23 protein-coding genes are annotated in these 24,210 nt (G+C 70.8%); 14 read left to right on the forward strand and 9 right to left on the reverse strand.

What is annotated here, in order from left to right:
• Positions 1 to 27: 27 nt before the first annotated feature.
• From ACGFSB_RS12545 to ACGFSB_RS12570, 6 genes are all read left to right on the forward strand, one after another.
• The gene (locus ACGFSB_RS12545) at positions 28 to 1,170 is read left to right on the forward strand and encodes an ATP-binding protein (RefSeq protein ID WP_393397652.1); all 1,143 of its coding nucleotides are present in this window, start codon (positions 28 to 30) and stop codon (positions 1,168 to 1,170) included.
• A 147-nt stretch (positions 1,171 to 1,317) separates the two neighbouring features.
• Entirely contained in the window at positions 1,318 to 2,445 is a 1,128-nt protein-coding gene (gene pheS, locus ACGFSB_RS12550; RefSeq protein WP_393397653.1) for a phenylalanine--tRNA ligase subunit alpha, read from the forward strand.
• The gene (gene pheT, locus ACGFSB_RS12555) at positions 2,445 to 4,955 is read left to right on the forward strand and encodes a phenylalanine--tRNA ligase subunit beta (protein WP_393397655.1); all 2,511 of its coding nucleotides are present in this window, start codon (positions 2,445 to 2,447) and stop codon (positions 4,953 to 4,955) included. Before pheS ends, pheT begins: the two co-directional genes overlap by 1 nt.
• Before the next feature lie 313 nt (positions 4,956 to 5,268).
• Positions 5,269 to 6,306, forward strand: a complete 1,038-nt coding sequence (locus ACGFSB_RS12560) for a PP2C family protein-serine/threonine phosphatase (RefSeq protein WP_393397657.1) — start codon at positions 5,269 to 5,271, stop codon at positions 6,304 to 6,306.
• A 267-nt stretch (positions 6,307 to 6,573) separates the two neighbouring features.
• On the forward strand, positions 6,574 to 7,923 hold the full coding sequence (locus tag ACGFSB_RS12565) for a transcriptional regulator (RefSeq protein ID WP_393397659.1): 1,350 nt from the start codon (positions 6,574 to 6,576) through the stop codon (positions 7,921 to 7,923).
• 76 nt (positions 7,924 to 7,999) lie between these two features.
• Positions 8,000 to 8,542: an NUDIX hydrolase gene (locus ACGFSB_RS12570; RefSeq protein ID WP_393397661.1), complete on the forward strand. Its 543-nt coding sequence runs from the start codon at positions 8,000 to 8,002 to the stop codon at positions 8,540 to 8,542.
• A 4-nt stretch (positions 8,543 to 8,546) separates the two neighbouring features.
• On the opposite strand, the gene ACGFSB_RS12575 is transcribed toward ACGFSB_RS12570, so the two are convergent.
• Positions 8,547 to 8,804 (reverse strand): hypothetical protein, encoded by a 258-nt coding sequence (locus tag ACGFSB_RS12575; protein ID WP_393397663.1) that lies wholly within the window; start codon positions 8,802 to 8,804, stop codon positions 8,547 to 8,549.
• 241 nt (positions 8,805 to 9,045) lie between these two features.
• Positions 9,046 to 9,906 carry a 3-hydroxybutyryl-CoA dehydrogenase gene (locus ACGFSB_RS12580; protein WP_393397665.1) on the reverse strand — a complete coding sequence of 287 codons (861 nt, stop codon included), beginning with the start codon at positions 9,904 to 9,906 and terminating at the stop codon, positions 9,046 to 9,048.
• Positions 9,907 to 10,086: 180 nt separating this feature from the next.
• Here ACGFSB_RS12580 and ACGFSB_RS12585 point away from each other — a divergent pair, with 180 nt between their 5' ends.
• Positions 10,087 to 11,319, forward strand: a complete 1,233-nt coding sequence (locus ACGFSB_RS12585) for a glycoside hydrolase family 10 protein (protein ID WP_393397667.1) — start codon at positions 10,087 to 10,089, stop codon at positions 11,317 to 11,319.
• Between the two features lie 49 nt (positions 11,320 to 11,368).
• Here ACGFSB_RS12585 and ACGFSB_RS12590 read toward each other — a convergent pair whose 3' ends face one another.
• Together ACGFSB_RS12590 and ACGFSB_RS12595 are read right to left on the reverse strand one after the other, a co-directional pair.
• A complete protein-coding gene (locus ACGFSB_RS12590; RefSeq protein ID WP_393397669.1) occupies positions 11,369 to 11,563 on the reverse strand; it encodes a DUF1918 domain-containing protein in 195 nt (64 codons plus the stop codon).
• A 77-nt stretch (positions 11,564 to 11,640) separates the two neighbouring features.
• Positions 11,641 to 12,630 (reverse strand): DMT family transporter, encoded by a 990-nt coding sequence (locus ACGFSB_RS12595; protein ID WP_393397671.1) that lies wholly within the window; start codon positions 12,628 to 12,630, stop codon positions 11,641 to 11,643.
• On the opposite strand from ACGFSB_RS12595, the gene ACGFSB_RS12600 reads away from it, so the two are divergent.
• The 3 genes from ACGFSB_RS12600 (at position 12,629) to ACGFSB_RS12610 (ending at position 15,281) form a co-directional block, all read left to right on the forward strand.
• Positions 12,629 to 14,074, forward strand: coding sequence for a PLP-dependent aminotransferase family protein (locus ACGFSB_RS12600; protein WP_393397673.1), 1,446 nt, complete (start codon positions 12,629 to 12,631; stop codon positions 14,072 to 14,074). The two genes, ACGFSB_RS12595 and ACGFSB_RS12600, sit on opposite strands and share 2 nt — an antisense overlap.
• Before the next feature lie 82 nt (positions 14,075 to 14,156).
• Complete coding sequence (locus ACGFSB_RS12605) at positions 14,157 to 14,606, forward strand: GNAT family N-acetyltransferase (RefSeq protein ID WP_393397675.1); 450 nt, start codon at positions 14,157 to 14,159, stop codon at positions 14,604 to 14,606.
• An 81-nt stretch (positions 14,607 to 14,687) separates the two neighbouring features.
• The gene (locus ACGFSB_RS12610; protein ID WP_393397677.1) at positions 14,688 to 15,281 is read left to right on the forward strand and encodes a histidine phosphatase family protein; all 594 of its coding nucleotides are present in this window, start codon (positions 14,688 to 14,690) and stop codon (positions 15,279 to 15,281) included.
• Positions 15,282 to 15,285: 4 nt separating this feature from the next.
• Here the strand turns inward: ACGFSB_RS12610 and ACGFSB_RS12615 are convergent, their stop codons facing one another.
• The 5 genes from ACGFSB_RS12615 to ACGFSB_RS12635 form a co-directional block, all read right to left on the reverse strand.
• The gene (locus tag ACGFSB_RS12615) at positions 15,286 to 15,774 is read right to left on the reverse strand and encodes a DUF6314 family protein (protein ID WP_393397679.1); all 489 of its coding nucleotides are present in this window, start codon (positions 15,772 to 15,774) and stop codon (positions 15,286 to 15,288) included.
• Between the two features lie 34 nt (positions 15,775 to 15,808).
• Positions 15,809 to 16,795 (reverse strand): aldo/keto reductase, encoded by a 987-nt coding sequence (locus ACGFSB_RS12620; protein ID WP_393397681.1) that lies wholly within the window; start codon positions 16,793 to 16,795, stop codon positions 15,809 to 15,811.
• A 115-nt stretch (positions 16,796 to 16,910) separates the two neighbouring features.
• Entirely contained in the window at positions 16,911 to 17,384 is a 474-nt protein-coding gene (locus ACGFSB_RS12625) for a VOC family protein (RefSeq protein WP_393397683.1), read from the reverse strand.
• Positions 17,385 to 17,506: 122 nt separating this feature from the next.
• Positions 17,507 to 18,445 carry a sigma-70 family RNA polymerase sigma factor gene (locus ACGFSB_RS12630; RefSeq protein ID WP_393397685.1) on the reverse strand — a complete coding sequence of 313 codons (939 nt, stop codon included), beginning with the start codon at positions 18,443 to 18,445 and terminating at the stop codon, positions 17,507 to 17,509.
• A 10-nt stretch (positions 18,446 to 18,455) separates the two neighbouring features.
• Complete coding sequence (locus ACGFSB_RS12635; RefSeq protein ID WP_393397687.1) at positions 18,456 to 19,658, reverse strand: NAD(P)/FAD-dependent oxidoreductase; 1,203 nt, start codon at positions 19,656 to 19,658, stop codon at positions 18,456 to 18,458.
• A 233-nt stretch (positions 19,659 to 19,891) separates the two neighbouring features.
• Between ACGFSB_RS12635 and argC the strand changes: the two genes are divergently transcribed.
• Genes argC through ACGFSB_RS12655 form a run of 4 tightly spaced genes read left to right on the forward strand, consistent with a single transcriptional unit; the run spans position 19,892 to position 24,205 of the window.
• Positions 19,892 to 20,920 (forward strand): N-acetyl-gamma-glutamyl-phosphate reductase, encoded by a 1,029-nt coding sequence (gene argC, locus ACGFSB_RS12640; RefSeq protein WP_393397689.1) that lies wholly within the window; start codon positions 19,892 to 19,894, stop codon positions 20,918 to 20,920.
• The gene (gene argJ, locus ACGFSB_RS12645) at positions 20,917 to 22,074 is read left to right on the forward strand and encodes a bifunctional glutamate N-acetyltransferase/amino-acid acetyltransferase ArgJ (protein WP_393397691.1); all 1,158 of its coding nucleotides are present in this window, start codon (positions 20,917 to 20,919) and stop codon (positions 22,072 to 22,074) included. The genes argC and argJ overlap by 4 nt, the downstream gene beginning before the upstream one ends.
• Positions 22,071 to 23,000, forward strand: coding sequence for an acetylglutamate kinase (argB, locus tag ACGFSB_RS12650; protein ID WP_393397693.1), 930 nt, complete (start codon positions 22,071 to 22,073; stop codon positions 22,998 to 23,000). The genes argJ and argB overlap by 4 nt, the downstream gene beginning before the upstream one ends.
• Positions 22,997 to 24,205, forward strand: coding sequence for an acetylornithine transaminase (locus ACGFSB_RS12655; RefSeq protein WP_393397695.1), 1,209 nt, complete (start codon positions 22,997 to 22,999; stop codon positions 24,203 to 24,205). The genes argB and ACGFSB_RS12655 overlap by 4 nt, the downstream gene beginning before the upstream one ends.
• Positions 24,206 to 24,210: the final 5 nt, after the last annotated feature.

The raw sequence follows: 24,210 nt of genomic DNA on the forward strand, positions 1-24,210 counted from the left end.
CGGTCCGAGAGGTGGGGTACGGGGAAGATGAGCATCGGCACGAGCAGATCACCGGGAGTACAGGACATCCTGGGTACTCGCGCGGACCATGGCGCCCTCGGTGATCTCGGCGGGCTCGGCCTCGACCCGGACGAGCTGCCTGACGGCCTCGTCGTCGCGGACGAGACCGGCCGCGTCATCTGCTTCAACACCGCGGCCGTGCGCATCACCGCGGTCCATGCCGCCGACGCCCTGGGCGCCCCGCTGGAGCGCGCCCTCCCTTTAGAGGACCTGGAAGGGCGCCGCTGGTGGCAGCTCACCGATCCCTACGGCGGCATCGCCACCCGCTTCGCCCAGCCCGAGCGCAATCTGCTGCTCCCCGGCGGGCGTGAGGTCCTCGTCTCCGCGCGCTACGTCCGCGCCGCGCCCACCGGCCCCGTCCGCCGCGTCGTCGTCTCCATCCGTGACACCGAGGCCCGCCGCCGCACCGAGCGCAGCCACGCGGAGCTGATCGCCACCGTCGCCCATGAGCTCCGCTCGCCCCTCACCTCCGTGAAGGGCTTCACAGCGACGCTGCTCGCCAAGTGGGAGCGGTTCACCGACGACCAGAAGAAACTGATGCTGGAGACGGTGGACGCCGACGCCAACCGCGTCACGCGGCTCATCGCCGAGCTCCTCGACATTTCACGGATCGACTCGGGGCGCCTCGAACTGCGCCGCCAGCCCGTGGACATCGGTGCCGCCGTCGGCCGCCACATCCAGGCCCATGTCGCATCCGGCGAGGACGCGCACCGCTTCCTCGTCCGGGTGCAGCAGCCGATGCCCGATCTCTGGGCCGACCCCGACAAGATCGACCAGGTGCTCAGCAACCTCCTGGAAAATGCCGTGCGGCACGGCGAAGGAACCGTCACCATCGACGTGGCACCCTCATCGTCCCCGCGTGAGCAGGGCGGGGCCGAGACCGCCGTGACCGTGAGCGACGAGGGCACCGGCATTCCGGAGGAATCGATGGGCCGCGTCTTCACCCGCTTCTGGCGGGGCAGCAAGCGCGGCGGGACGGGACTCGGCTTGTACATCGTGAAGGGCATCGTGGAAGCGCACGGCGGGACGATCACCGTCGGCCGCGCGCCCGGTGGCGGCGCCCAGTTCCGATTTACGTTGCCCGTGGGCACTCCGGCGTATCTCCTCTGATCCGCCCGAGCACAGCCCGCGGGCTCATTCACCTGCGCCACCCCCGTTAGACTCGATCCTTGGCACGTTTGCGTCCCCCTATGTGGACGATTCGTCTCCGAGTCGTAGACGGGGACCATCACCAGCCAAACGGAAGCACGGGAAGAGATGTCGGCACCGAACAAGTCGTACGACCCTGTTGAGGTCGAGGCACTGAAACCTGAAGAGATCGAGCGGATGCGGGACGAGGCGCTCGCCGCCTTCGCCGCCGCGGGCGACCTCGAACAGCTTCAGGAGGCCAAGATCGCGCACACCGGCGGCACCTCGCCGCTGGCGCTCGCCAACCGCGAGATCGGCGCACTGCCCCCGCAGGCCAAGGCCGAGGCCGGCAAGCGCGTCGGCATGGCGCGCGGCGCGGTGAGCAAGGCCCTCGCCGCCCGCCAGGGTGAGCTCGAGGCCGAGCGCGACAGCCGGGTGCTCGTCGAGGAGGCAGTGGACGTCACGCTGCCGTACGACCGCGTCCCGGCCGGTGCCCGGCACCCGCTGACCACGTTCATGGAGCGCGTCGCGGACGTCTTCGTCGCCATGGGCTACGAGATCGCGGAGGGCCCCGAGGTCGAGGCGGAGTGGTTCAACTTCGACGCCCTGAACTTCACCCCGGACCACCCGGCCCGGCAGATGCAGGACACCTTCTTCGTGCAGGGCCCCAAGGGCACTGAAGGAGACGAGTCCGGTGTCGTGCTGCGCACGCACACCTCGCCCGTGCAGGCCCGCGCGATGCTCGACCGCGAGCCGCCCGTCTACATCGTCTGCCCCGGCCGTGTGTACCGCACGGACGAGCTGGACGCGACGCACACCCCGGTCTTCCACCAGATCGAGCTGCTCGCCGTGGACGAGGGCCTGACCATGGCCGACCTCAAGGGCACCCTTGACCACATGGTCCAGTCGCTCTTCGGCGCGGACATGAAGACGCGCCTGCGCCCGAACTACTTCCCGTTCACCGAGCCGTCCGCCGAGATGGACATGGTCTGCTACGTCTGCCGCGGCGAGTCCGTGGGCAACCCCGACCGCCCCTGCCGCACCTGCGGCAGCGAGGGCTGGATCGAGCTCGGCGGCTGCGGCATGGTCAACCCGAAGGTGCTCACCGCCTGCGGCGTCGACCCCCAGAAGTACAGCGGATTCGCCTTCGGGTTCGGCATCGAACGGATGCTGATGTTCCGCCACAACGTCGAAGACATGCGAGACATGGTCGAGGGTGACGTCCGGTTCACCCGGCCCTTCGGGATGGAGATCTGATGCGGGTCCCGCTTTCCTGGCTGCGGGAGTACGTCGATCTCCCCGCCACCGAGTCCGGCCGTGCCGTACAGGCCAAGCTCGTCGATGTCGGCCTCGAGGTCGAGACCGTCGAGCAGCTCGGCGCCGGCCTGACCGGCCCCCTGGTCGTCGGCAAGGTCCTCACCATCGAGGAGCTGACGGAGTTCAAGAAGCCCATCCGCTTCTGCACGGTCGATGTCGGCCAGGCAAACGGAACGGGTGAGCCGCAGGAGATCGTCTGTGGCGCGCGCAACTTCGCCGTCGGCGACAAGGTCGTCGTCGTGCTTCCCGGCGCCGTCCTGCCCGGCGACTTCAAGATCGCCGCGCGCAAGACGTACGGCAAGACCTCGCACGGCATGATCTGCTCCGGCGACGAGCTCGGCATGGGCGATGACGGAAGTAACGGCATCATCGTTCTTCCGCCCGAGCACGAGGTCGGCACCGACGCCATCAAGCTGCTCGAGCTGGTCGACGAGGTCCTGGACATCGCCGTCACGCCCGACCGCGGCTACGCCCTCTCGATGCGCGGCGTCGCCCGCGAGACCGCCATCGCGTACGGCCTGCCGCTGCGCGACCCGGCGCTCCTGGACGTGCCCGCGCCGAACTCGTCCGGCTACCCGGTCAAGGTCTCCGACCCGCGCGGCTGCGACCGCTTCACCGCGCGCACGGTCACGGGCCTGCAGCCCGAGGCCCGCTCCCCGATCTGGCTGCGCCGCCGCCTGCAGAAGGCGGGTATGCGGCCGATCTCGCTCGCTGTCGATGTCACGAACTACGTGATGCTCGAGCTCGGCCAGCCGCTGCACGCGTACGACCGCTCCCGCATCGAGGGCACGATCGGTGTGCGCCGTGCCGAGCAGGGCGAGAAGTTCACGACGCTCGACGGCGCCAAGCGCGTCCTCGACGCCGAGGACCTGGTCATCACCGACGACCGCGGGCCGATCGGTCTCGCGGGCGTCATGGGCGGCGCCAACACCGAGATCGCGGATCACGCGGAGACGGCCGGAACCACCGACGTCGTCATCGAGGCCGCGCACTTCGACGCGATCTCCATCGCCCGCACGGCCCGGCGCCACAAGCTGCCCTCCGAGGCGGCCAAGCGCTATGAGCGCGGCGTCGACCCGCAGGCCGCGTCCGCCGCGGCGCAGCGCACGGTGGATCTCCTCGTCGCGCTCGCGGGCGGCACCGCCGAGTCCGGGGTCACCGAGGTCATCGCGCCCTCCGGGCCCCACACGATCAACATGCCCGCCGATCACCCTGACAAGGTCGCGGGCGTGGACTACGGCCGCGAGACCGTCGTCCGCCGTCTTCAGGAGGTCGGCTGTGACGTCTACGGCCAGGACGCCCTGACCGTCACCGTGCCGTCCTGGCGTCCCGACCTCGCCGAGCCGAACGACCTCGCCGAAGAGGTCATCCGGCTCGAGGGGTACGAGAACCTCCCGTCGACGCTGCCCAAGCCCCCCGCGGGCCGCGGCCTGACCGACCGGCAGCGGCTGCACCGCCGCATCGGCCGCGCGCTCGCCGGGAGCGGATTCGTCGAGGCGCCGACCTACCCCTTCATCGGCGAGCAGGTCTTCGACCAGCTCGGCCTGGAGCCCGGCGACCCCGCTCGTCGCGTCGTGAAGCTGGTCAACCCGCTCTCCGACGAGGAGCCCGCTCTTCGTACGACGCTGCTTCCGGGGCTGCTCGGCGCGCTGCGCCGCAATGAGGGCCGCGGCAGCCACGACCTGGCGCTCTTCGAGACGGGGCTTGTCTTCAAGCCGCGTGAGGAAGCCCGTATCGCGGTGCGCCTTCCCGTCGACCGGCGGCCCACCGACGAGGAGATCGCCTCCCTGACCGAGGCGCTCCCCGTGCAGCCCCGCCATGCCGCCGTCGTCCTCGCGGGCGCCCGCGAGCAGGCGGGCTGGTGGGGCAAGGGCCGTCCTGCCGAGTGGGCGGACGCGGTCCAGGCCGCGCGCACGCTGGCCGCCGAGTCGGGCACCGAACTGCTTGTGCGCCAGGGGCAGTACGGCCCGTGGCACCCGGGCCGGTGTGCCGAGCTCGCAGTCGTGATCGACGGTGCGGAGCAGGTCATCGGGCACGCGGGCGAGCTGCACCCGCGCGTCGTCAAGGCGCTCGGTCTGCCCGCGCGCACCTGCGCGATGGAGCTCGACCTCGACCGTCTCGAGGACGCGAGCGCGGGTGTTCCGCGAGGGCCGAAGATCTCCACGTTCCCGGTCGCCACGCAGGACGTCGCGCTCGTCGTCGACGGGGGCGTCCCCGCCGCCGACGTCGAGAAGGCGTTGCGCGAGGGCGCGGGTGAACTCCTCGAGTCCCTGCGCCTGTTCGACGTCTTCACCGGCGAGCAGATCGGTGCGGACAAGAAGTCCCTGGCGTACGCGCTGCGGTTCCGCGCCGCAGACCGCACGCTGACCGTCGACGAGGCCTCCGCGGCCCGTGACGCGGCCGTCGCCCTGGCGACCGAGCGTACGGGCGCAGTGCTGCGCGGAGCGTAGTCACCGCCAGTAGTCGCCGCCAGGCGCACAAGAGGCGCAAAGAAGGGCGTATCCGGGCTTCCGGGTGCGCCCTTCACTCGTTTGAGTGGCAAGTAAGCCCTCTCTGGCCCGATCGGCCCAGGCGGTCGACAGAATCAGTCCGGCCGCAGGGGGCAGTGATCTCTCCCGCGGACCGCACAGCCTGCACGCTGGACAGGGCCTTAGGGGGGCCGTCGGCATGATGCGTTTCAGGTCTTGGGCTCCCCGCCGGATGCCGCTCCGGGTGAGGGGCCGCACCACACTCCGGGCGAAGGGCGGCAAGAGGGCGCGGTGCATGGCGCCGCCGCGGATCCGGCGTGCTCTCGCGCTCGGCCTGCCGACGGCATGGGGCGCCGTCGCCATCACGTACAAACTGGTCTGCCCGCTCGCCCAGCAGAACGGCCTCGGCGCGCGCATCGTCACCAGCGCCGTCTTCTTCGCGGTCGGCACCGGTCTGATACTTCATGTCCGTGGCGCGCTCCTTCGGGAGGTGCGTCAGCTCCGCGAGATCGCGGGCGCCGCTCAGAACGTGCTCCTGCGTCCGCTGCCGCCACGCGTCGAGGGCCTCGCGGTCGCGGCCGGGCGGCTCTCCGCGTCACGCGGCGCCTCCGTCGGCGGCGATCTGTACGAGGTGGCGGCCACCGACCACGGCGTCCGTGTCGTCATGGGCGATGTGCGCGGGCACGGTCTGGCCGCCATCGCGACCGCCGCCGCCGTGCTCGGCAGCTTCCGCGAGGCCGCGCACGAGGAGCCCGAACTGCCGCTGGTGCTCAGGAGACTGGAGCGGGCCCTCGGACGGCATCTTCGGGAGCGGTCGCGGGCCGAGCATCCGGCGAACGGCGGTGCGGCGCCGGACAGCCCACTGGCCGAGGAGTTCGTCACCGTGCTCCTCATCGAGATCAGCCCGGACGGCGAGGTGACCGCGCTCAACTGCGGCCACCCCTGGCCCTATCGCCTGAGCGGCCATGCCGAGCCGGTCCGCGGTGGGGATCCGCTGCCACCGCTCGGCCCGTTCCCGCTCCCCGCCGACCTTTCCGTACTGCACTGTGGAGCACTCCTGCCGGGGGAGGCGCTCGCGCTGCACACGGACGGGATGGAGGACGCACGGGACGCGGCCGGACGGTTCTTCCCGCTCCAGGCGGCGCTCACCGAAGCGGTGCGGGTCCCACCGGTCGCGCCCCAGACTGTGATCCGCGCGGTCTACTCCCGACTCCTGCGTCACACCGGGCGGTTGCCGGTCGACGATGCCGCGCTTCTCATCCTGCGCAACGACCGCAAACGCGTGCCGCTGCAACAGGGGGAGACGGCGCGCCGGGAAAGCACCATGACATGACGCACCGTCTCCTCGTCCCGGCCATGCGCCGTCCGGCCCCGCCTTGGAGTGTCGGGCAGACGGCGGGTCGGACGGCGGCAGTGAGGGCCGCCGCACTTTTCGAGGGGGAGCCGGCGGCCCGGCCGGCCTCCTTGTGAGGAACCTCAGTCAAGCGTGACAGGAGTGTCGACGGCAGAGCGCACACCCCCCGGATTCGGGTATTCCGTTCACACCCCGTGTGAAGTCACCTCTACTACGCTGACACCACCGAGCGACCGGAGGGCCTCCATGCAGCCCAATACCCTGCTCGACGCGATCCTCGACGAAGCGGGAATCTCTCACGCGGGCCTAGCCGCCCACGTCAATCAGGCGGGGAGGAAACGAGGCCTCGCCCTGCGGTACGAACACACCGCGGTCTCCCGGTGGTTGAAGGGCCAGCGCCCACGCGGCCAGGTGCCGGACCTGATCTGCGAGGTCCTCGCGGGACGGCTCCAGCGCACCGTCACCCTCGACGACATCGGCCTCGGCGTGCCCGGTGTACCGGCGGCGAGGCACGGCTCCGCGGGATCGACGCTCTCGGGCTTCGTGGAGAGAGCCACCGCCCTGTGGCGCTCCGACGAACAGCAGCGCCCGCATCTGCTCGGCGCCCCCGCGGTGACCGGAACGCCCGCCGTGATGCCCGTCTGGGAGTGGGAGAACCCTCCCGAGGACGTGGACGTCTCGCGTGGCGGGCGGCACGCCGTCAGCACGGCGGACATCGACATGATGCGCGCGGCCCGCGCCCACTACGAGCAGATGTACCGCAAGACGGGCGGCATCGCGACCCGCACCCGCATCGTCGGCTTCCTCAACGCCGAGGCCGCGCCTCTGCTGCGCGGCAGCTACACGGACGAGACGGGACGCCAACTCCACCGCTCCACCGGCGGGTTGGTCGCCATCGCCGGGATCTGCGCCTACGACTCGGACGCACACGGCCTGGCCCAGCGCTACTTCCACCAGGCCCTGCGTCTCGCGAAGGCCAGCGGGGACCGGGGGCTCGGGGCGTACGTCATCGCGCTGCTTGTCAACCAGTCGCTGTTCATGAGGGAGTACCGCCAGGCGGTGGCCTTCGCGGAGGCAGCGCTGCGCGCCGCGGGGCGCGAACTCACCCCGGCGCTCGCATCCGATCTCTACGCCATGCAGGCCAAGTCGTACGCACACCTGGGCGACGGCAGCAGCGCGCTGTCCTGCATCCGGCGTGCGGAGGTCGCCGCGGAACGCATCCGGCGTGGGCGCGAGCCGGACGAGACCGGCTATGTCCAGCCCGGACTCGTCAACGTACAAGTGGCGGAGGCGCTGCTCAGCCTCGGCGACCTCACGGGAGCGTACGAGCACGCTGCGGCAGCCGTGGACACACCGGCGCACGACCGGGGCCGGGTCCACCGGCTCGCCATGCTCAGCCAGATCGAACTGCGCCAGGGGAACACCGACGAGGCCGTGGCCACGGCGGTGCAAATGGCAGAACAGGCACGGGGGATGGAGTCCCAGCGGCTGCGCGACCGGCTGCGGGCCGTGCGGGAGCATCTCGTACGCAGCGACTGCGCGGGCACGGCCGAGGCGGCCGAACTCATCGACGGAGCGCTGCGCGTGCCCCTGTGATGTGAACCGCGTACCACTGCTCTGAACACCCTCCTGCTGCGATATTGCCATCTACTCGGCGGAAGGTGGCAGAACCGTGCAGTGGACGAAACAAAGCGAACAAACTGTGTATGAAAACCGATGGTTCACGGTCAATCTGGCGGATGTCGAACTGCCCGACGGCCGGCACCTCGACCACTTCCTCATACGGCTGCGGCCCGTTGCCGTGGCGACCGTCGTCAATGACGCCAATGAGGTGCTGCTCCTGTGGCGGCACCGGTTCATCACCGACAGCTGGGGCTGGGAGCTCGCCGCGGGTGTCGTCGAGGACGGGGAGGATCTCGCGTACGCGGCCGCCCGGGAAATGGAGGAGGAGACCGGCTGGCGGCCGGGCCCGTTACGACACCTGCTGAGTGTCGAGCCGTCCAATGGGCTCACCGATGCCAAGCACCACATCTACTGGTCGGACGAGTGCACCTACATCGGTCATCCCGAAGACGACTTCGAGTCCGACCGCCGTGAATGGGTCCCGCTCAAACTCGTCCCTGACATGGTGGCGCGCGGTGAAGTGCCGGCCGCCAATATGGCGGCGGCGCTCCTCCTCCTGCACCATCTGCGACTAGGCCAGGACACGCACTGACTGACTAACGGCCGATGGCCTGCCAGACCGCCACGGCGAGCGCGCCGACCGCCGTCAGGGCGAGAAGGGCGGGCAGCGGCCAGCGCGTGTGCTCCAGTGCGGCGATCCTGAGGGTCAGGTCGTCCTGGCTCTTGATGCTCTGTTCGTCGTGCTGGGTGAGCAGCGCCAGCTGTCCGTCGACGCGGGCGAGACCCACGTCCAAGCTTCGGCGTAACTCGGCGAGTTCTCCGGGGACCACGCGAGTTTCAGGGTCGGCGGTCACAAGCCCGTTCCTCTCTGTAGCTGTCCTTCCCCCTGAGCGCACGGAAAGTGAACCCTGCCCGGCGGCCACGGCGCGAGAGTGTGCGAAGGGCATATGCGAGCCCGTGGCGCACACGGTGTGTGAACGACGTGAGCCCGGCACTCGAAAGAGTGCCGGGCCCACTCGGGGTGTCAAGTGCCGCAGATCAAGCGGCAGTTGGCTGATTTCAGCTGTACGAGCCGTATCAGGCGTATCGGTCGTATCAGCTGTAGGGGTAGAAGCCCGAGCCCGACTTGCGGCCGAGCCGGCCCGCGTCCACCATCCGCTGGAGCAGCGGAGGGGCGGCGTACAGCGCCTCCTTGTACTCGGCGTACATGCTGTCCGCGACCGAGGCGACGGTGTCGAGGCCGATCAGGTCGGCAAGCTTGAGCGGGCCCATCGGGTGGGCGCAGCCGAGCTCCATGCCGTTGTCGATGTCCTCGCGGCTCGCGATGCCCGACTCGAACATCCGGATCGCGGAGAGCAGATACGGGATGAGCAGCGCGTTGACCACGAAGCCCGAGCGGTCCTGGGCGCGGATCGCGTGCTTGCCGAGCACCTTCTCGACCATGGACTGCGCCCGGCTTATCGTCCCCTCGGACGTCGTCAGCGCGGGGATCAGCTCGACGAGCTGCTGCACCGGGGCCGGGTTGAAGAAGTGGATGCCGATGACCGCGTCGGGGCGGGACGTCGCGACGGCCAGCTTCACCAGCGGGATGGACGAGGTGTTGGAGGCCAGGATCGCGTCCTGCCGGGTCACCACCTGGTCGAGCACCTGGAAGATCTCGGTCTTGACCGCCTCGTTCTCGACGACCGCCTCGATCACCAGATCGCGGTCGGAGAACTCCCCGAGGTCGGTCGTGAAGCTCAGCCTCGCGAGCGTCTCGTCCCGCTCCTCCTCCGAGATCTTGCCGCGTTCGGCAGCCTTGGAGAGGGAGTTGTGCAGCCGGGTACGGCCGATCTCCAGGGCCTCGCCGGTGGTCTCCGCGACCTTCACATCCAGTCCGGAGCGGGCGCAGACCTCCGCGATCCCGGCGCCCATCTGGCCACAGCCCACTACTCCGACGCGTGCGATGTCGGGCATAGAGTCGGTCACCTCGTGCCTTTCGCTGATGAACGGGGCAGGCAGGTCCCCGTACGATTTCGGTGCCTGCCTCGGCCGTGAACGTTACTCCGGAACCTCGGGTGCATGACGTGCCGGGTCGGGCATGCTGTCCCCTGACGGCAACGGTGCCGCGGGATATACAGCTCAGGGGGCGAGCGGATGAGGCGTATGTCACGCCGGGGGTTCACGGTGGCGGCGGCCGCGATGGTGGCGGGGCTCACAGCGGCGGGGGACGCGGCGGCCGTTCCCGGGCATGCGCCTTCGCGTCGCGAACTACGGGGCATGTGGCTCGCCACGGTCGCCAACCGCGACTGGCCTTCGAAGCCGGGCCTCACGGCGGCACAGCAGCGCGCCGAGCTGATCGGTCACCTCGACACGGCCGTACGGCGAAGACTGAACGCCGTGGTCTTCCAAGTGCGGCCCACCGCCGACGCGTTGTGGCCCTCGCCGTATGAGCCGTGGGCCCAGTACCTCACCGGCGTGCAGGGGCAGGACCCCGGCTGGGACCCGCTGGGCACCGCCGTGCGGGAGGCGCACCGCAGAGGGCTCGAACTGCACGCCTGGTTCAACCCCTTCCGCATCGCCAACCACACGGACCCCTCACGCCTCGTTCCGACGCACCCGGCCCGGATGCACCCCGACTGGGTCGTGCCGTACGGCGGGAAGCTCTACTACAACCCCGGCCTGCCCGAGGTGCGGCGCTTCGTCCAGGACGCGATGCTCGATGCCGTCCGGCGCTACGACATCGACGCGGTGCACTGGGACGACTACTTCTACCCGTATCCGGTCGCCGGGCAGGTCTTCGACGACGACGACGCCTTCGCGCGCTACGGCGGCGGCTTCCCCGACCGGGCGGCTTGGCGGCGCGACAACATCGACCGCCTGGTGCGCGAGATGGCCACGCGCGTGAAGGAGGTGCGGCGGCGCACGGAGTTCGGGATCAGCCCCTTCGGGGTCTGGCGCAACGCGTCGACCGACCCGCTCGGCTCGGACACCCAGGCGGGCGTGCAGACCTACGACAACCTGCACGCCGACACCCGCGGCTGGGTCAAGAAGGGCTGGCTGGACTACATCTGCCCGCAGCTCTACTGGAACATCGGCTTCACCGTCGCGGACTACGGCAAGCTGCTCCCCTGGTGGGCCGATGTCGTCGACGGCACGGGCGTGCGTCTTTACGTGGGGGAGGCCCTCTACAAGGCGGGCGATCCCGCGCAGCCCGCCGCCTGGCAGGACCCGGCCGAGCTGTCCCGCCACCTCGCGTACGCCAAGGGGTTCCCGCAGGTGCGCGGGCACGTCTACTTCTCCGCGAAGGAAGTGGGCGTGGACAAGATCGGCGCGATGACACAGCTGGTCGCCGACCACTACCGGAAGCGCGTGCAGCCCCCGCGCTGATCCCGTGCCGGGCCGGGAACTGCTGGACCGGGAGCTACTGGTCCAGCAGCTACTGGGCCGGGTCCTCGTGCCGTACGACAGTGTCGGGGCCCGGCGACATCAGCGTCTCGTGGCCGTCCTCGAGGCGGACGCGATAGGGCGGGCCGCCGTCCGCGCCGAGCACCTCGACGACCTCCGCGATCCGGTCGTGCTGTCCGACGGTCCTGCCGTGGACCACCAGCTTGTCGCCTACGGTTGCACGCATCTGGAGCGACCTCCTCGTCCCACCCTGCGGTTGCTGTCCGTGGCCGTCAGTCTACGTCCGGTGCCGCGAGCCTGGCCCTAACCGCGGGCCCGTTGGGTGACCGCGATGCAGACGAGGACGGCGGCGGCGGTCAGCGGAGCCGCGGGCGTCAGGTGCTCGCCGAGCAGGAACACCGACCAGACCAGGGTGAGCAGCGGCTGCGCGAGCTGGAGCTGGCTCGCCTTGGGGACGCCGATCACGGCCATGCCGCGGTACCAGACGACCAGGCCGAGGAACTGCGAGCCGATGGCGGAGTAGAGCAGCCCCGCGGTGCTGTGCCCGGTGAGCTGGAAGGACTCGTGCTGGAGGGCCAGAGCCGCCCCGGCAAGGGCCAGCGGCAGGCACAGGACGAGCGCCCAGCCGATGACCTGCCAGCCCGGCATCTCGCGGGCGAGGCGGCCGCCCTCGGTGTAACCGGCCGCGCAGATGAGGAGCGCGCCGAAGAGGTAGAGGTCGGCGGTCGACAGGGCGCCGCCGCTCTGTACGACGGTGAACGCGATCACCGCCGCCGCCCCCGCGAGCGCGGCGGCCCAGAACATCCGTGAGGGCCGCGCCCCCGTGCGCAGCGCCGAGAACACGGCGGTGGTCAGCGGAAGCAGGCCGACGACCACGGCCGCGTGGGCGGTGGTGGACGTCTGTAGGGCGAGCGTGGTGAGCAGCGGGAAGCCGAAGACGACTCCGGCGGCCACGACCGCGAGCCCCGCCCAGTGGCGGCGTGCCGGGAACGTGACACGCAGGGCGAGCAGCGCGCCGCCCGCGATGACCGCGCTCAGCACGACGCGCAGGGCCACGAACGACCAGGGGCCGATGCCCTCGAGGCCCCAGGCGGTGGCGGGGAAGGTGAGCGAGAAAGCGGTGACGCCGAGCGCGGCCATGACGGTGCCTGCGCGGTGGGAGCTGTGCTGCGGGGGTCCCGCCTGCCGGGTGCGCGCGGCTTCTCGAGTGCCTGCGCCTGTGCCTGAGCTGGTGGCTGCGGCTTCGGTGACTGCTATCCGACTCGGGCGAGTAGCGCTATCCTGTGCTGTCATGCATGAGAGTAGCAGTGTGGGTGACTTGGCGAAACAGCTGCGGGCCGAGCTGGACCGCTACTCACCAGGTGGAAAGCTGCCGTCGAGCCGGGCTCTGATCGAGCGGTTCAGGGTGAGTCCAGTGACCGTTTCGCGGGCCCTGGGACAGCTGGCCGCCGAGGGCCTGGTCGTCACGCGGCCCGGCGCGGGCGTCTACCGGGCCGAGCCGCAGGCCGCCGCCGCGCCCGCGGGGGACACCTCGTGGCAGGAGGTGTCCCTGAGCGCCGACGCGGCGACGGAGCTGGTGCCGCGCGCCGTGGACGCCTCCGGAGTGCTCGTCACGCTCGCCGCGCCTCCGCCGGGCGTCATCGAGTTCAACGGCGGCTATCTGCACCCCTCCCTCCAGCCCGAGCGGGCGATGGCCGCGGCGCTCGCGCGGGCGGGGCGGCGGCCCGGCGCGTGGGGGCGCCCGCCCATCGACGGGCTTCCCGAGCTGCGGGAGTGGTTCGCGCGGGGCATCGGCGGCGCGATCACAGCTGCCGAGGTGCTGATCACGGCGGGCGGCCAGAGCGCGCTCACCACGGCACTGCGGGCGCTCGCCCCGCCCGGATCGCCGGTCCTCGTCGAGTCGCCGACCTACCCCGGAATGCTGGCGATCGCCCGCGCGGCGGGGCTGCGTCCCGTGCCGGTGCCGGTGGACATCGACGGCGTACGCCCCCAACTGCTCGAGGCGGCGTTCAAGGCCACCGGGGCCCGGGTGTTCGTCTGCCAGCCGCTGTTCCAGAACCCGACGGGGGCGGTGCTCTCCGCCGCGCGCCGCCCGGAGGTGCTGCGCATCGCCCGTGAGGCCGGGGCGTTCGTCATCGAGGACGACTTCGTCCGCCGCCTCGTCCACGAGGACGCGGGGCCGCTGCCCAGGCCGCTGCAGACCGACGACCCCGACGGCGTCGTCGTGCACGTCTGCTCGCTCACCAAGGCGACATCGCCGAGCTTCCGGGTGAGCGCGCTGTCCGCCCGCGGTCCCGTCCTCGAGCGGCTGCGCGCGATCCAGGTCGTCGACCACTTCTTCGTGCCGAGGCCGTTGCAGGAGGCCGCGCTCGAACTGGTCGGCTCCCCGGCCTGGCCGCGCCATCTCCGGCAGGTGGCAGGGGAGTTGAAGGACCGCAGGGACGCGATGGTGGCGGCCCTGCGCCTGGGGCTCCCCGAACTCGCCGTGCCGCACATCCCCGCGGGCGGCTACCTCCTGTGGCTCCGCCTCCCCGACGGCACGAACGAGGCGGCCCTGGTGGGCGCGGCCCTGCGCGCGGGCGTCGCGGTGGCCCCCGGCCGCCCGTACTTCGCGGCCGAACCCACCGCGGCGTACCTGCGGTTGAGCTTCGCGGCGGTCGCGGGGGTGGGGGAGATCAAGGAAGGGGTGCGGAGGCTGCGGGCCGCATGTGACGAGGTGTGGGGTGCGGCGGGCTGAGAGTAATCGGGCTGAGATCCATGCGGTCCCACCAGGTGAAACCCGCTCGACGGCCGAGCGGGGCGCCTGCGAGCCTGCCGCCATGACCGACGCACACGACACCCTCCCCACCCTCCCCACCGGGTACGAGATATCAGCCGATGCCGCTCGCATCGATGCCGCCCGCGTCCATCAGTGGCTCTCCACGGACGCGTACTGGGCGATGGGGCGGCCCCGCGAGAAGCAGGATCGGGCGATCGCCGGATCGCTCAACTTCGGGGTCTACGACACGGCCTCCGGCGAGCAGGTCGCGTACGCACGCGTGGTGACCGATCACGCGACCTTCGCGTGGCTCTGTGATGTGTACGTCGACCGTTCGGTGCGCGGCAAGGGCTTCGGCAGCGCGCTCGTGGCCGCTGTCAGGGACCACCTGGAGCCGTGCGGTCTGCGGCGGATTCTGCTGGCTACGGCCGATGCGCACGGGGTGTACGAGAAAGTCGGATTCAGTGTCCTCGACGTGCCCGAGAAGTGGATGGCGCTCGGTCGGCAGTGAGCCGTTGCCGGGGCGTGCGAGCCGTCCGCGTACTGCTCGTGAAGCCTTGACCCGCGCAGTCGCGCACTCCACGATCACCGAATGCACCTTCGCGTCTCGCTCATCGCCGCCGCCCGCAGCGGCTCGCTGCTCGCCGAGCGCTTCGACGACGATCGGCCGCTCGACCAGGCGGCCTGGCACGAGGTACAACTCGCCGCCCCCACGCTCGTGCCGCTCGGGGTGGCCGAGCTGCGCTACTGCTCGCCCACGCCGCGCAGCCGCACCACCGGCGACGCCCTCGGCTTCGCACCGCTGGCCCAACCGGCCCTGCGGGACTGCGACATGGGGCGCTGGCGCGGTCTGACCCTCGCCGATGTGACGGCCCGGGAGCCTGCCGCCGTCGATGCCTGGCTGAGCGATCCGCGCTCGGCGCCGCACGGCGGAGAATCGCTGCTCGCGTTCATCTCGCGCATCGGCGGCTGGCTGGACACGCGCCCGGTCGGCGACGGTTCACGGATCCTCGCGGTGGCCGAACCCGCGGTGGTCCGTGCCGCCCTCGTCTATGCCCTGAAGGCGCCCCCGTCGACGTACTGGAACATCGACGTGCGCCCCCTCTCCACGGTCACCCTGACCGGGTACGGCGGCCGCTGGAACCTGCGGATCGCGACGGAAGGGGAGGGCGCGGCCGCGCTCTAGCCCCTCATGCGGGCGGCGGCGACCGGACGTAATCCGTGGTGAGGATCAGATCCTTGGCGGGCCCTGCGACCCGCCACCGCGTCCGCCAGCGGTCCGCGTCGTACACCTCGAACTCGCCCCGGTAGAGGTCGAGCGCGCAGGGATGGTCGGCGAAGTGGTGGCCGGTGCGCAGATCCAGGTCGTGGAAGGGGCGGCCGTCGGCGAAGTGGACATGCGCGGTGGCCGGGCCGGCGCCCGGCAGGAAGCGGAGGGTGCGTTCGGCGGGGCGCGGGGTGCCGCGCCAGGTGAAGGTGCCGGACTCGTGATGCAGGAGGCCGCCGTCGGCCGCCCACGAGAACACCGTCGTCCCCCTGAAGTGCCCCTCCGCGTTCCCCGCCACATCCTGTGCCGTCCGGGCCACCTGCCACTCCCCGGCCAGGTACGCCAGGACGTCAGGCACCGGGTGGAACACCAATGCGTCGGCGAGCTCATCAGGCTCATCGGGAAACGGCATACCCGCAGGCTACGTCCCCGCCCACCCGCCACATCTACTTGTCGACGAAGCCGAGACTGCCCTCGTCGTAGCGCGTCCCGGCGACCGCGCCCGCCGGCGCCACCGCGTCGATCGCGGCGAGCTCATCGGCGGAGAGCTCGATGGCGAGGGCGCCCAGGTTCTCCGTGAGGTACTTCTCCCGGCGCGTGCCCGGGATCGGCACTACGTTGTCGCCGCGGTGCTGCACCCAGGCCAGGGCGAGCTGCCCCGCGGTGACGCCCTTCTCGGCGGCGAGCGCGTCCAGGGCCTCCACGATGGCCAGGTTCCGCTCGAGGTTCCCGTCGGCGAACCGCGGCTGCTTGCGGCGCATGTCGCCTTCCTCGAGGCTGTTGAGGGAGGTGTACCGCCCGGTCAGGAAGCCACGCCCGAGCGGCGAGAACGGCACGACGCCGATGCCGAGCTCCCGGCAGACCGGCGCGATCTCCGCCTCCAGGTCCCGCGTCCACAGCGACCACTCGCTCTGCAACGCGGCGATCGGATGCACCGCGTGGGCCCGCCGGATCGTCTGCGCGCTCGCCTCGGAGAGCCCGAGGTGGCGCACCTTCCCTGCCTCGACGAGCTCGGCCATCGCACCGACGGTCTCCTCGATCGGCACGCTCTGGTCCACGCGGTGCAGGTAGTACAGGTCGATGTGATCGACCCCGAGGCGCCCCAGCGAGGCGTCGCACGCCTCTCGTACGTACGCCGCGTCGCCCCTGATCTTCGTCGGCTCGCCGAGCCGGTTGGCGAAGCCGAACTTCGTGGCGAGGACGGCCTGCTCGCGCCGTCCGGCGAGCGCGCGGCCGATCAGCTCCTCGTTGTGCCCCTCGCCGTAGAAGTCCGAGGTGTCGAGCAGGCTGACCCCGAGGTCGAGGGCACGGTGGAGCGTCGCGATCGACTGGGCGTCGTCCGCAGCGCCGTACGCGTGACTCATCCCCATGCAGCCGAGCCCTTGCGCCGAGACGGTCAGTGCTCCGAGACGGCGGGTGGGAATGCTGGTCATGCCGGTACCTCCAGGTGGAGCCGTGTGCCCTGTTCGGGCGGACGGCTCCGACCCTAGGAGTTGGAGTCGACTCCAAGTCAAGCCATTTAGCCGGGCCTTGCGGGCTCTGCGGCCTTCACGCCTTGTCCGCCGCCGCGTACAGCGCCGCCACGTCGATCTTCTTCATGCCGAGCATGGCCGTCATGGCCCGCTGAGCGCGCCCCTCGTCGGGGTCGCTGACGAGCGTGATCAGCTCTCGGGGGGTGATCTGCCAGGAGAGCCCGAACTTGTCCTTGAGCCAGCCGCAGGGGCCTTCTTCGCCGCCCTCGGCGAGCTTGGTCCAGTAGTAGTCGACCTCTTCCTGGTCGGCACAGTCGACCATGAGGGAGACCGCCTCGCTGAAGGTGAACTGGGGCCCGCCGTTGAGCGCCGTGTACCGCTGACCGTCGAGCTCGAACTCGACCGTCAGGACGGTCCCGGTCCGGCCAGGGCCGGCCTCGCCGTAGTAGGAGACATTCGTGATCTTGGAATTCGGGAACACCGAGACGTAGAACTTGGCGGCGTCCTCGCCCTGCGTGTCGAACCAGAGGTTGGGCGTGATGCGGGGCATGGCTCTCTCCTGTCGTCTGCTGGTCTGCTCCTCTGCGGAGCGCGGGAGACCCGCGCTCGGGCCTCTCGCCTCTCCCTGTACTGACCCTCGCACTCACCGGAACTCATCGGCGGTGGCTCTGGTCACCATGCGGTGATGACCGGCACGTCGGGTTCGTGCTGCTGCCAGGCCTTATTGAGGCGCGCGAGCCGGTCCGCGGCGCCGATGCCGCGCAGGGACGCGACCTTGCCGTCGCTGACCTCGAACGCCACGGCGCCCACGACCCGGTCGGCGACCACGGCGAGGACGGCCGGGGAGCCGTTGACCACCGCGATATGCATCGCGGGCGAGCCGCCGGCCAGGCGTCGCTTCGCCGGCGTGGGCTTGAAGCCGGCCCGTACGTAGGAGGCGACCCGCTCGCGCGTCGTGTAGCGCAACAGCCGCTTGGCCAGTCCGGCGCCGTCCGAGAAGGCCGTCACGTCGTCGGTGAGCAGCGCCACCAGCCGTTCGGTGCGCCCCGACATGGCGGCCGCGAGGAACTCCTCGACGACCCGGCGCGCGGACGCGGGGTCGGCCTCGCCGCCGCGGCGGCGTTCGGCGGCGACCCGGATCCGGGCCCGGTGGACATGCTGCTGGCTGGTGGACTCGGTGATGTCGAGGATCCGGGCGATCTCGGCGTGGCTGTACGAGAAGGCCTCACGCAGGACGTAGACGGCCCGCTCGACCGGCGAGAGGCGCTCCAAGAGGGTCAGTACGGCCAAGGACACCGATTCGCGCTGCTCGAAGGTGTCGGCAGGGCCGAGCATCGGGTCGCCATCGAGGAGCGGCTCGGGCAGCCAGGCACCGGCCGCTCGCTCGTGGCGTGCCTGCGCCGAGCGGAGCCGGTCGAGGCAGAGATTGGTGACGACCTTGGTCAGCCATGCTTCCGGCGCCTCGACCCGTGCGCGGTCTGCGGCCTGCCAGCGCAGGAACGTGTCCTGCACGGCGTCCTCGGCGTCGGCGGCCGAGCCGAGCAGACGGTACGCGAGCGAGGCCAGCCTGCCCCGGCTGGCCTCGAACCGATCGATGGCTGCGCTGTTCATGTGAGACAACCTATGCGGCGACCCGCACACCGGCCCGGTCGGGCGCGGTGGCCAGGCGGCGCCTGCGCTTCGGCACACCGAAGGTCGGGTGGACGATGCTCCACAGGGCCCCCTTGAGGATGCTCGACTTGAGCCGCGTGGCGGCCCAGCCGCCCAGGTACCAGGACTTCGACCGGACGTCCCCGTCCACCTTCTGGAAGATCGCGTCCCGCCGCCCGAGGCTGATGTGGTTTCCGTAGTACTGCATCCCGACGGTCGGCACCTTGCCGCCCGTCAGGCGCGCGATGATCGCGGCCGTCGCCTGCATGTTGGTGAAGCCGGCCGATGCGCAGGACATCGGCAGCGGGCGGCCGTTGTCGCCGATCGCATAGGCGCAGTCACCGGCGGCGTAGACGTCCGGGTGCGAGACCGAGCGCATGGTGCGGTCGACGACGATCTGGCCGGTCTCGGCGACCTCCAGGCCGCTGGCGGCCGCGATGGGGTGCACGGCGAACCCGGCCGTCCACACGGTCACGTCGGCCGGGACGGACGTGCCGTCTGCGGCGATCGCCCGTGTCGGCTCGACGGCTTCGATGCCGGTGTGCTCGTGGACGGTGACGCCGAGCCGGTCGAAGGCCCGGCGCAGGTGACGGCGGGCCTTCGGGGAGAGCCAGGCGCCCAGCTCGCCGCGGGCGGCGAGCGCGACCGAGAGGTCGGGCCGGGACTCGGCGAACTCGGTGGCGGACTCGATGCCGGTAAGACCCTCACCGACGACAAGGACGGTGCCGCCTTCACCCAGGCCCGCCAGGCGCTCGCGCAGCCGCAGCGCCGAGGACCGGCCGGTCACATCGAAGGCGTACTCGGCCACGCCGGGGACGCCGTGGTGGGCCACGGAGCTGCCGAGCGCGTAGAGAAGCGTGTCGTACGCGAGCTCGCCGGCCCCGTCGTTGTCGTTGTCCTCGCCGGTCAGGGCAACGGTCCTGCGCTCGGGATCGACGCCGGTGACGCGGGCCAGGCACAGCCGCACCCCGGTGCCCGCGAATACGTCGGCGAGCGTGCGGAACGCGACGTCCTTGCCGATCGCGAACTGGTGGAGCCGCATCCGCTCAACGAAGTCGGGCAAGGCGTTGACGACGGTGATCTCGGTGTCGGCGGGGGAGAGCCGGCGGGCCAGGTTTCCGGCGGCGAAGGCCCCGGCATATCCGGCGCCGAGTACGACGATGCGGTGCTTCATGGCGTTGCTCCTGTCTCGTTCGCGTGCCCTTTGAACGGGATGGCGCCCCGATTGCTGACAGGAGCCGGGTGTGACCCGGGTCACCGAACTGCGACGAGCGGCTGGGTCTCCGGCGGACGCTTCGGCCAGATCGGCTGCTCAGTCGCGGCTCGGCGTCGCGCCCGGCCGTATGCATTTACATTGCATAAAACTGCGGCAATGCGTATAGTCATGCTCTCTAGGAGGAGGGTTCCATGGCGGTACGCGCAGCAGTGGCAGGGGCGAGTGGGTACGCGGGCGGTGAATTGCTGCGTCTGCTTCTCGCCCACCCCGAGGTGGAGATCGGCGCCCTGACCGGCAACTCGAACGCGGGCCAGCGCCTGGGTGCGCTCCAGCCGCATCTGTTTCCGCTCGCCGACCGCGTTCTGGAGCCGACCACCGCAGAGGTGCTCGCGGGGCACGATGTCGTCTTCCTCGCGCTGCCCCACGGTCAGTCCGCCGCAGTCGCCGAGCAGCTCGGTCCGGATGTGCTCGTCGTCGACATGGGCGCCGACTTCCGGCTCAAGGACGCGGGGGACTGGGAGAAGTTCTACGGCAGCGCGCACGCCGGGACCTGGCCCTACGGACTGCCCGAACTGCCGGGCGGGCGGGCGGCGTTGGCAGGGTCCAAGCGCATCGCCGTGCCCGGGTGCTATCCGACCGCCGTCTCGCTCGCGCTCTTTCCCGCGTACGCCGCCGGGCTCGCCGAGGCCGAAGCGGTGATCGTCGCCGCCACCGGGACCTCGGGCGCGGGCAAGGCGCTCAAACCGCACCTCCTGGGCTCCGAGGTCATGGGGTCCATGTCGCCGTACGGCGTGGGCGGCGTGCACCGGCACACCCCGGAGATGATCCAGAACCTGTCCGCCGCCGCGGGTACCCCCGTCACCGTCTCCTTCACGCCCACCCTCGCGCCGATGCCCCGCGGCATCCTCGCCACGTGCAGCGCGAAGGCCACCGAGGGCGTCACCGCCGAGTCCGTGCGTGCCGCGTACGAGAAGGCCTACGCGGACGAGCCGTTCGTCCACCTGCTCCCCGAGGGGCAGTGGCCCGCGACCGCCGCCGTGTACGGCTCGAACGCCGTACAGATCCAGGTCGCGTACGACGAGGCGGCGGGGCGCGTCATCGTGATCAGCGCCATCGACAACCTCACCAAGGGCACCGCGGGCGGCGCCCTGCAGAGCATGAACATCGCACTCGGGCTCCCTGAGGAGCTCGGTCTTTCCACGATCGGAGTGGCACCGTGAGCGTCACGGCAGCGCAGGGATTCACGGCGGCGGGCATCGCGGCCGGAATCAAGGAGAACGGCAACCCGGACCTGGCCCTCGTGGTCAACACCGGGCCCCGCCTGGCCGCCGCGGGCGTCTTCACCTCCAACCGCGTCAAGGCCGCCCCCGTCCTCTGGTCGGAGCAGGTCGTCAAGGGCGGGCTCGTCTCGGCCGTCGTCCTCAACTCCGGTGGTGCCAACGCCTGTACGGGACCCCAGGGCTTCCAGGACACGCACGCCACCGCCGAGAAGGTCGCCGAGGTGCTCGACCTGAACGCGGGCGAGGTCGCCGTCGCGTCGACCGGACTCATCGGCGTCATGCTCCCCATGGACAAGCTCCTGCCGGGAGTCGATACCGCGGCCGGTGAACTCTCCGCGCACGGCGGCGAGAAGGCCGCCATCGCCATCAAGACCACCGACAGCGTGCACAAGACGGCCGTGGTCACCAAGGACGGTGGCTGGACAGTCGGCGGCATGGCGAAGGGTGCGGGGATGCTCGCCCCCGGACTCGCCACGATGCTCGTCGTCCTCACCACCGACGCCGACCTCGAAGCGGACGTCCTGGACAAGGCGCTGCGCGCCGCCACGAAGGTCACCTTCGACCGGGTCGACTCCGACGGCTGCATGTCGACGAACGACACGGTGCTGCTGCTGGCCTCCGGAGCAGCTCACGTCACCCCGGAATACGCCGAGTTCACCGAAGCCGTCACCTCCGTCTGCGACGACCTGGCGCGCCAGCTCATCGGCGACGCCGAGGGCGCGAGCAAGGACATCCGGATCGAGGTCATCAACGCGGCGAGTGAGGACGACGCCGTCGAGGTGGGCCGCTCCATCGCCCGCAACAACCTCCTCAAGTGCGCCCTCCACGGCGAGGACCCCAACTGGGGCCGGGTGCTCTCGGCCATCGGCACCACGAAGGCCGCCTTCGAGCCGGACCAGCTGAACGTCGCCATCAACGGCGTATGGGTCTGCAAGAACGGCAGTGTGGGCGAGGACCGCGACCTCGTCGACATGCGGTACCGGGAAATCAAGATCACCGCGGATCTGTCGGCGGGCACCGCCGAGCCGGTCGTGATCTGGGCCAACGACCTCACCGCCGACTACGTCCACGAGAACAGCGCGTACGCGTCATGAGCGGCAGCAGCAGTAGCAACCCGACCGCGCGGAAGCACACCGCGCTCCCCAAGGCGCAGATCCTCATCGAGGCGCTGCCCTGGCTGACCCGGCACCGCGGCAAGACCGTCGTCATCAAGTTCGGCGGCAACGCCATGGTCGACGAGGAGCTGAAGGCCGCCTTCGCGCAGGACGTCGTCTTCCTGCACCACGCGGGCCTCAAGCCCGTCGTCGTGCACGGCGGAGGACCGCAGATCAGCGCCGCCCTCGACCGGCACGGCATCGTCAGCGAGTTCAAGGCGGGCCTGCGGGTCACCACCGAGGACGCCATGGATGTCGTACGCATGGTCCTCGCGGGACAGGTCCAGCGCGAGCTCGTCGGCCTGCTCAACCAGCACGGTCCGCTCGCCGTCGGCCTCACCGGCGAGGACGCGCACACCATCACCGCCACCAAGCACCAGCCCCGCATCGAGGGCGAGTTGGTCGACATCGGCCGGGTCGGCGAGATCACCGAGATCGACACCGGCGCCATCGAGGCGCTGCTCGCGGACGGCCGCATCCCGGTCGTCTCCTCGATCGCACGCTCCCAGGACGACCACCATGTCTACAACGTCAATGCTGATACGGCGGCTGCGGCACTCGCTGCGGCGCTGGACGCCGAAACCCTCATGGTCCTCACGGACGTCGAGGGTCTTTACGAGGACTGGCCGAACAGCGACGAGGTGATCAGCCGCCTGACCGCGAAGGAGCTGGAGAAGCTCCTTCCCGAGCTGGCGAGCGGCATGGTTCCGAAGATGGAGGGCTGTCTGCACGCCGTACGCAACGGCGTCGAGACGGCCCGCGTGATCGACGGGCGGGTCCAGCACTCGATTCTGCTGGAAATTTTCACCGACGAAGGCATCGGCACGATGGTCGTGCCGGACGCAGAGGGGGATGTGCGGTCATGACGGGGAATCAGGAACTGACCAAGCGCTGGCAGGACGCGCTGATGGACAACTACGGCACCCCCAGGCTGCCCCTCGTCCGCGGCGCGGGCAGCAAGCTGTGGGACGCCGACGGCAAGGAGTATGTCGACTTCGTAGGCGGCATCGCCGTCAACGCGCTCGGCCACGCCCACCCGGCGGTCGTCGAGGCGGTCAGCGCCCAGATCGCCTCCCTCGGCCACGTCTCGAACCTTTTCATCGCCGAGCCTCCGGTCGCGCTTGCCGAGCGGCTGCTCCAGCTCTTCGGACGCGCGGGCCGGGTGTACTTCTGCAACTCGGGCGCCGAGGCGAACGAAGGCGCCGTCAAGATCGGCCGCCTGACCGGGCGTTCGCACATGGTCGCCACGCAGGGCGGCTTCCACGGCCGCACGATGGGCGCCCTCGCGCTCACCGGCCAGCCCGGGAAGCGGGAGCCGTTCCTGCCGCTGCCGGGTGACGTCACGCACGTGCCGTACGGCGACGTCGAGGCCCTGCGCGCGGCGGTCACGGACCAGACCGCCCTCGTCATCATCGAACCCATCCAGGGCGAGATCGGCGTCGTAGTGCCGCCCGCGGGTTACCTGAAGGCGGCCCGCGAGATCACCGCCGCCACCGGAACCCTTCTCGTCCTCGACGAGGTGCAGACCGGAATCGGCCGTACCGGCCACTGGTTCGAGTATCTCGCGCACGAGGGCGTGCAGCCGGACATCGTCACGCTCGCCAAGGGCCTCGGCGGCGGCCTGCCGCTCGGCGCGACGGTCGCTTTCGGAGCCACGGCGGACCTGCTCAAGCCCGGTCACCACGGAACGACGTTCGGCGGGAACCCCGTGGCGTGCGCCGCGGGACTCGCGGTGCTCGACACGATCGAGGCCGAAGGCCTGCTCGAGAACACGAAGCGGGCGAGCGAGAAGCTGCGCGGCGGAATCGAGTCACTGGGGCACCCGCTGGTGGGCCATGTCCGGGGTGCGGGCCTGCTGCTGGGTATCGTGCTCACCGAGCCGCTCGCGCCCCAGGCGCAGCAGGCGGCTCAGGACGCCGGCTTCCTGGTGAACGCCCCCGCCCCCGATGTCGTACGGCTGATGCCGCCGCTGAACGTGCGCGACGACGAGGTGGACGCGTTCCTCCGGGCCCTGCCCGGCGTGCTTGACCAGGCCACCGCGGCCGACGGGGACGGACGATCCGGAGAATGAGACGA

The sequence above is a fragment of the Streptomyces sp. NPDC048441 genome (genome assembly GCF_043200235.1).
Taxonomy (GTDB): domain Bacteria; phylum Actinomycetota; class Actinomycetes; order Streptomycetales; family Streptomycetaceae; genus Streptomyces.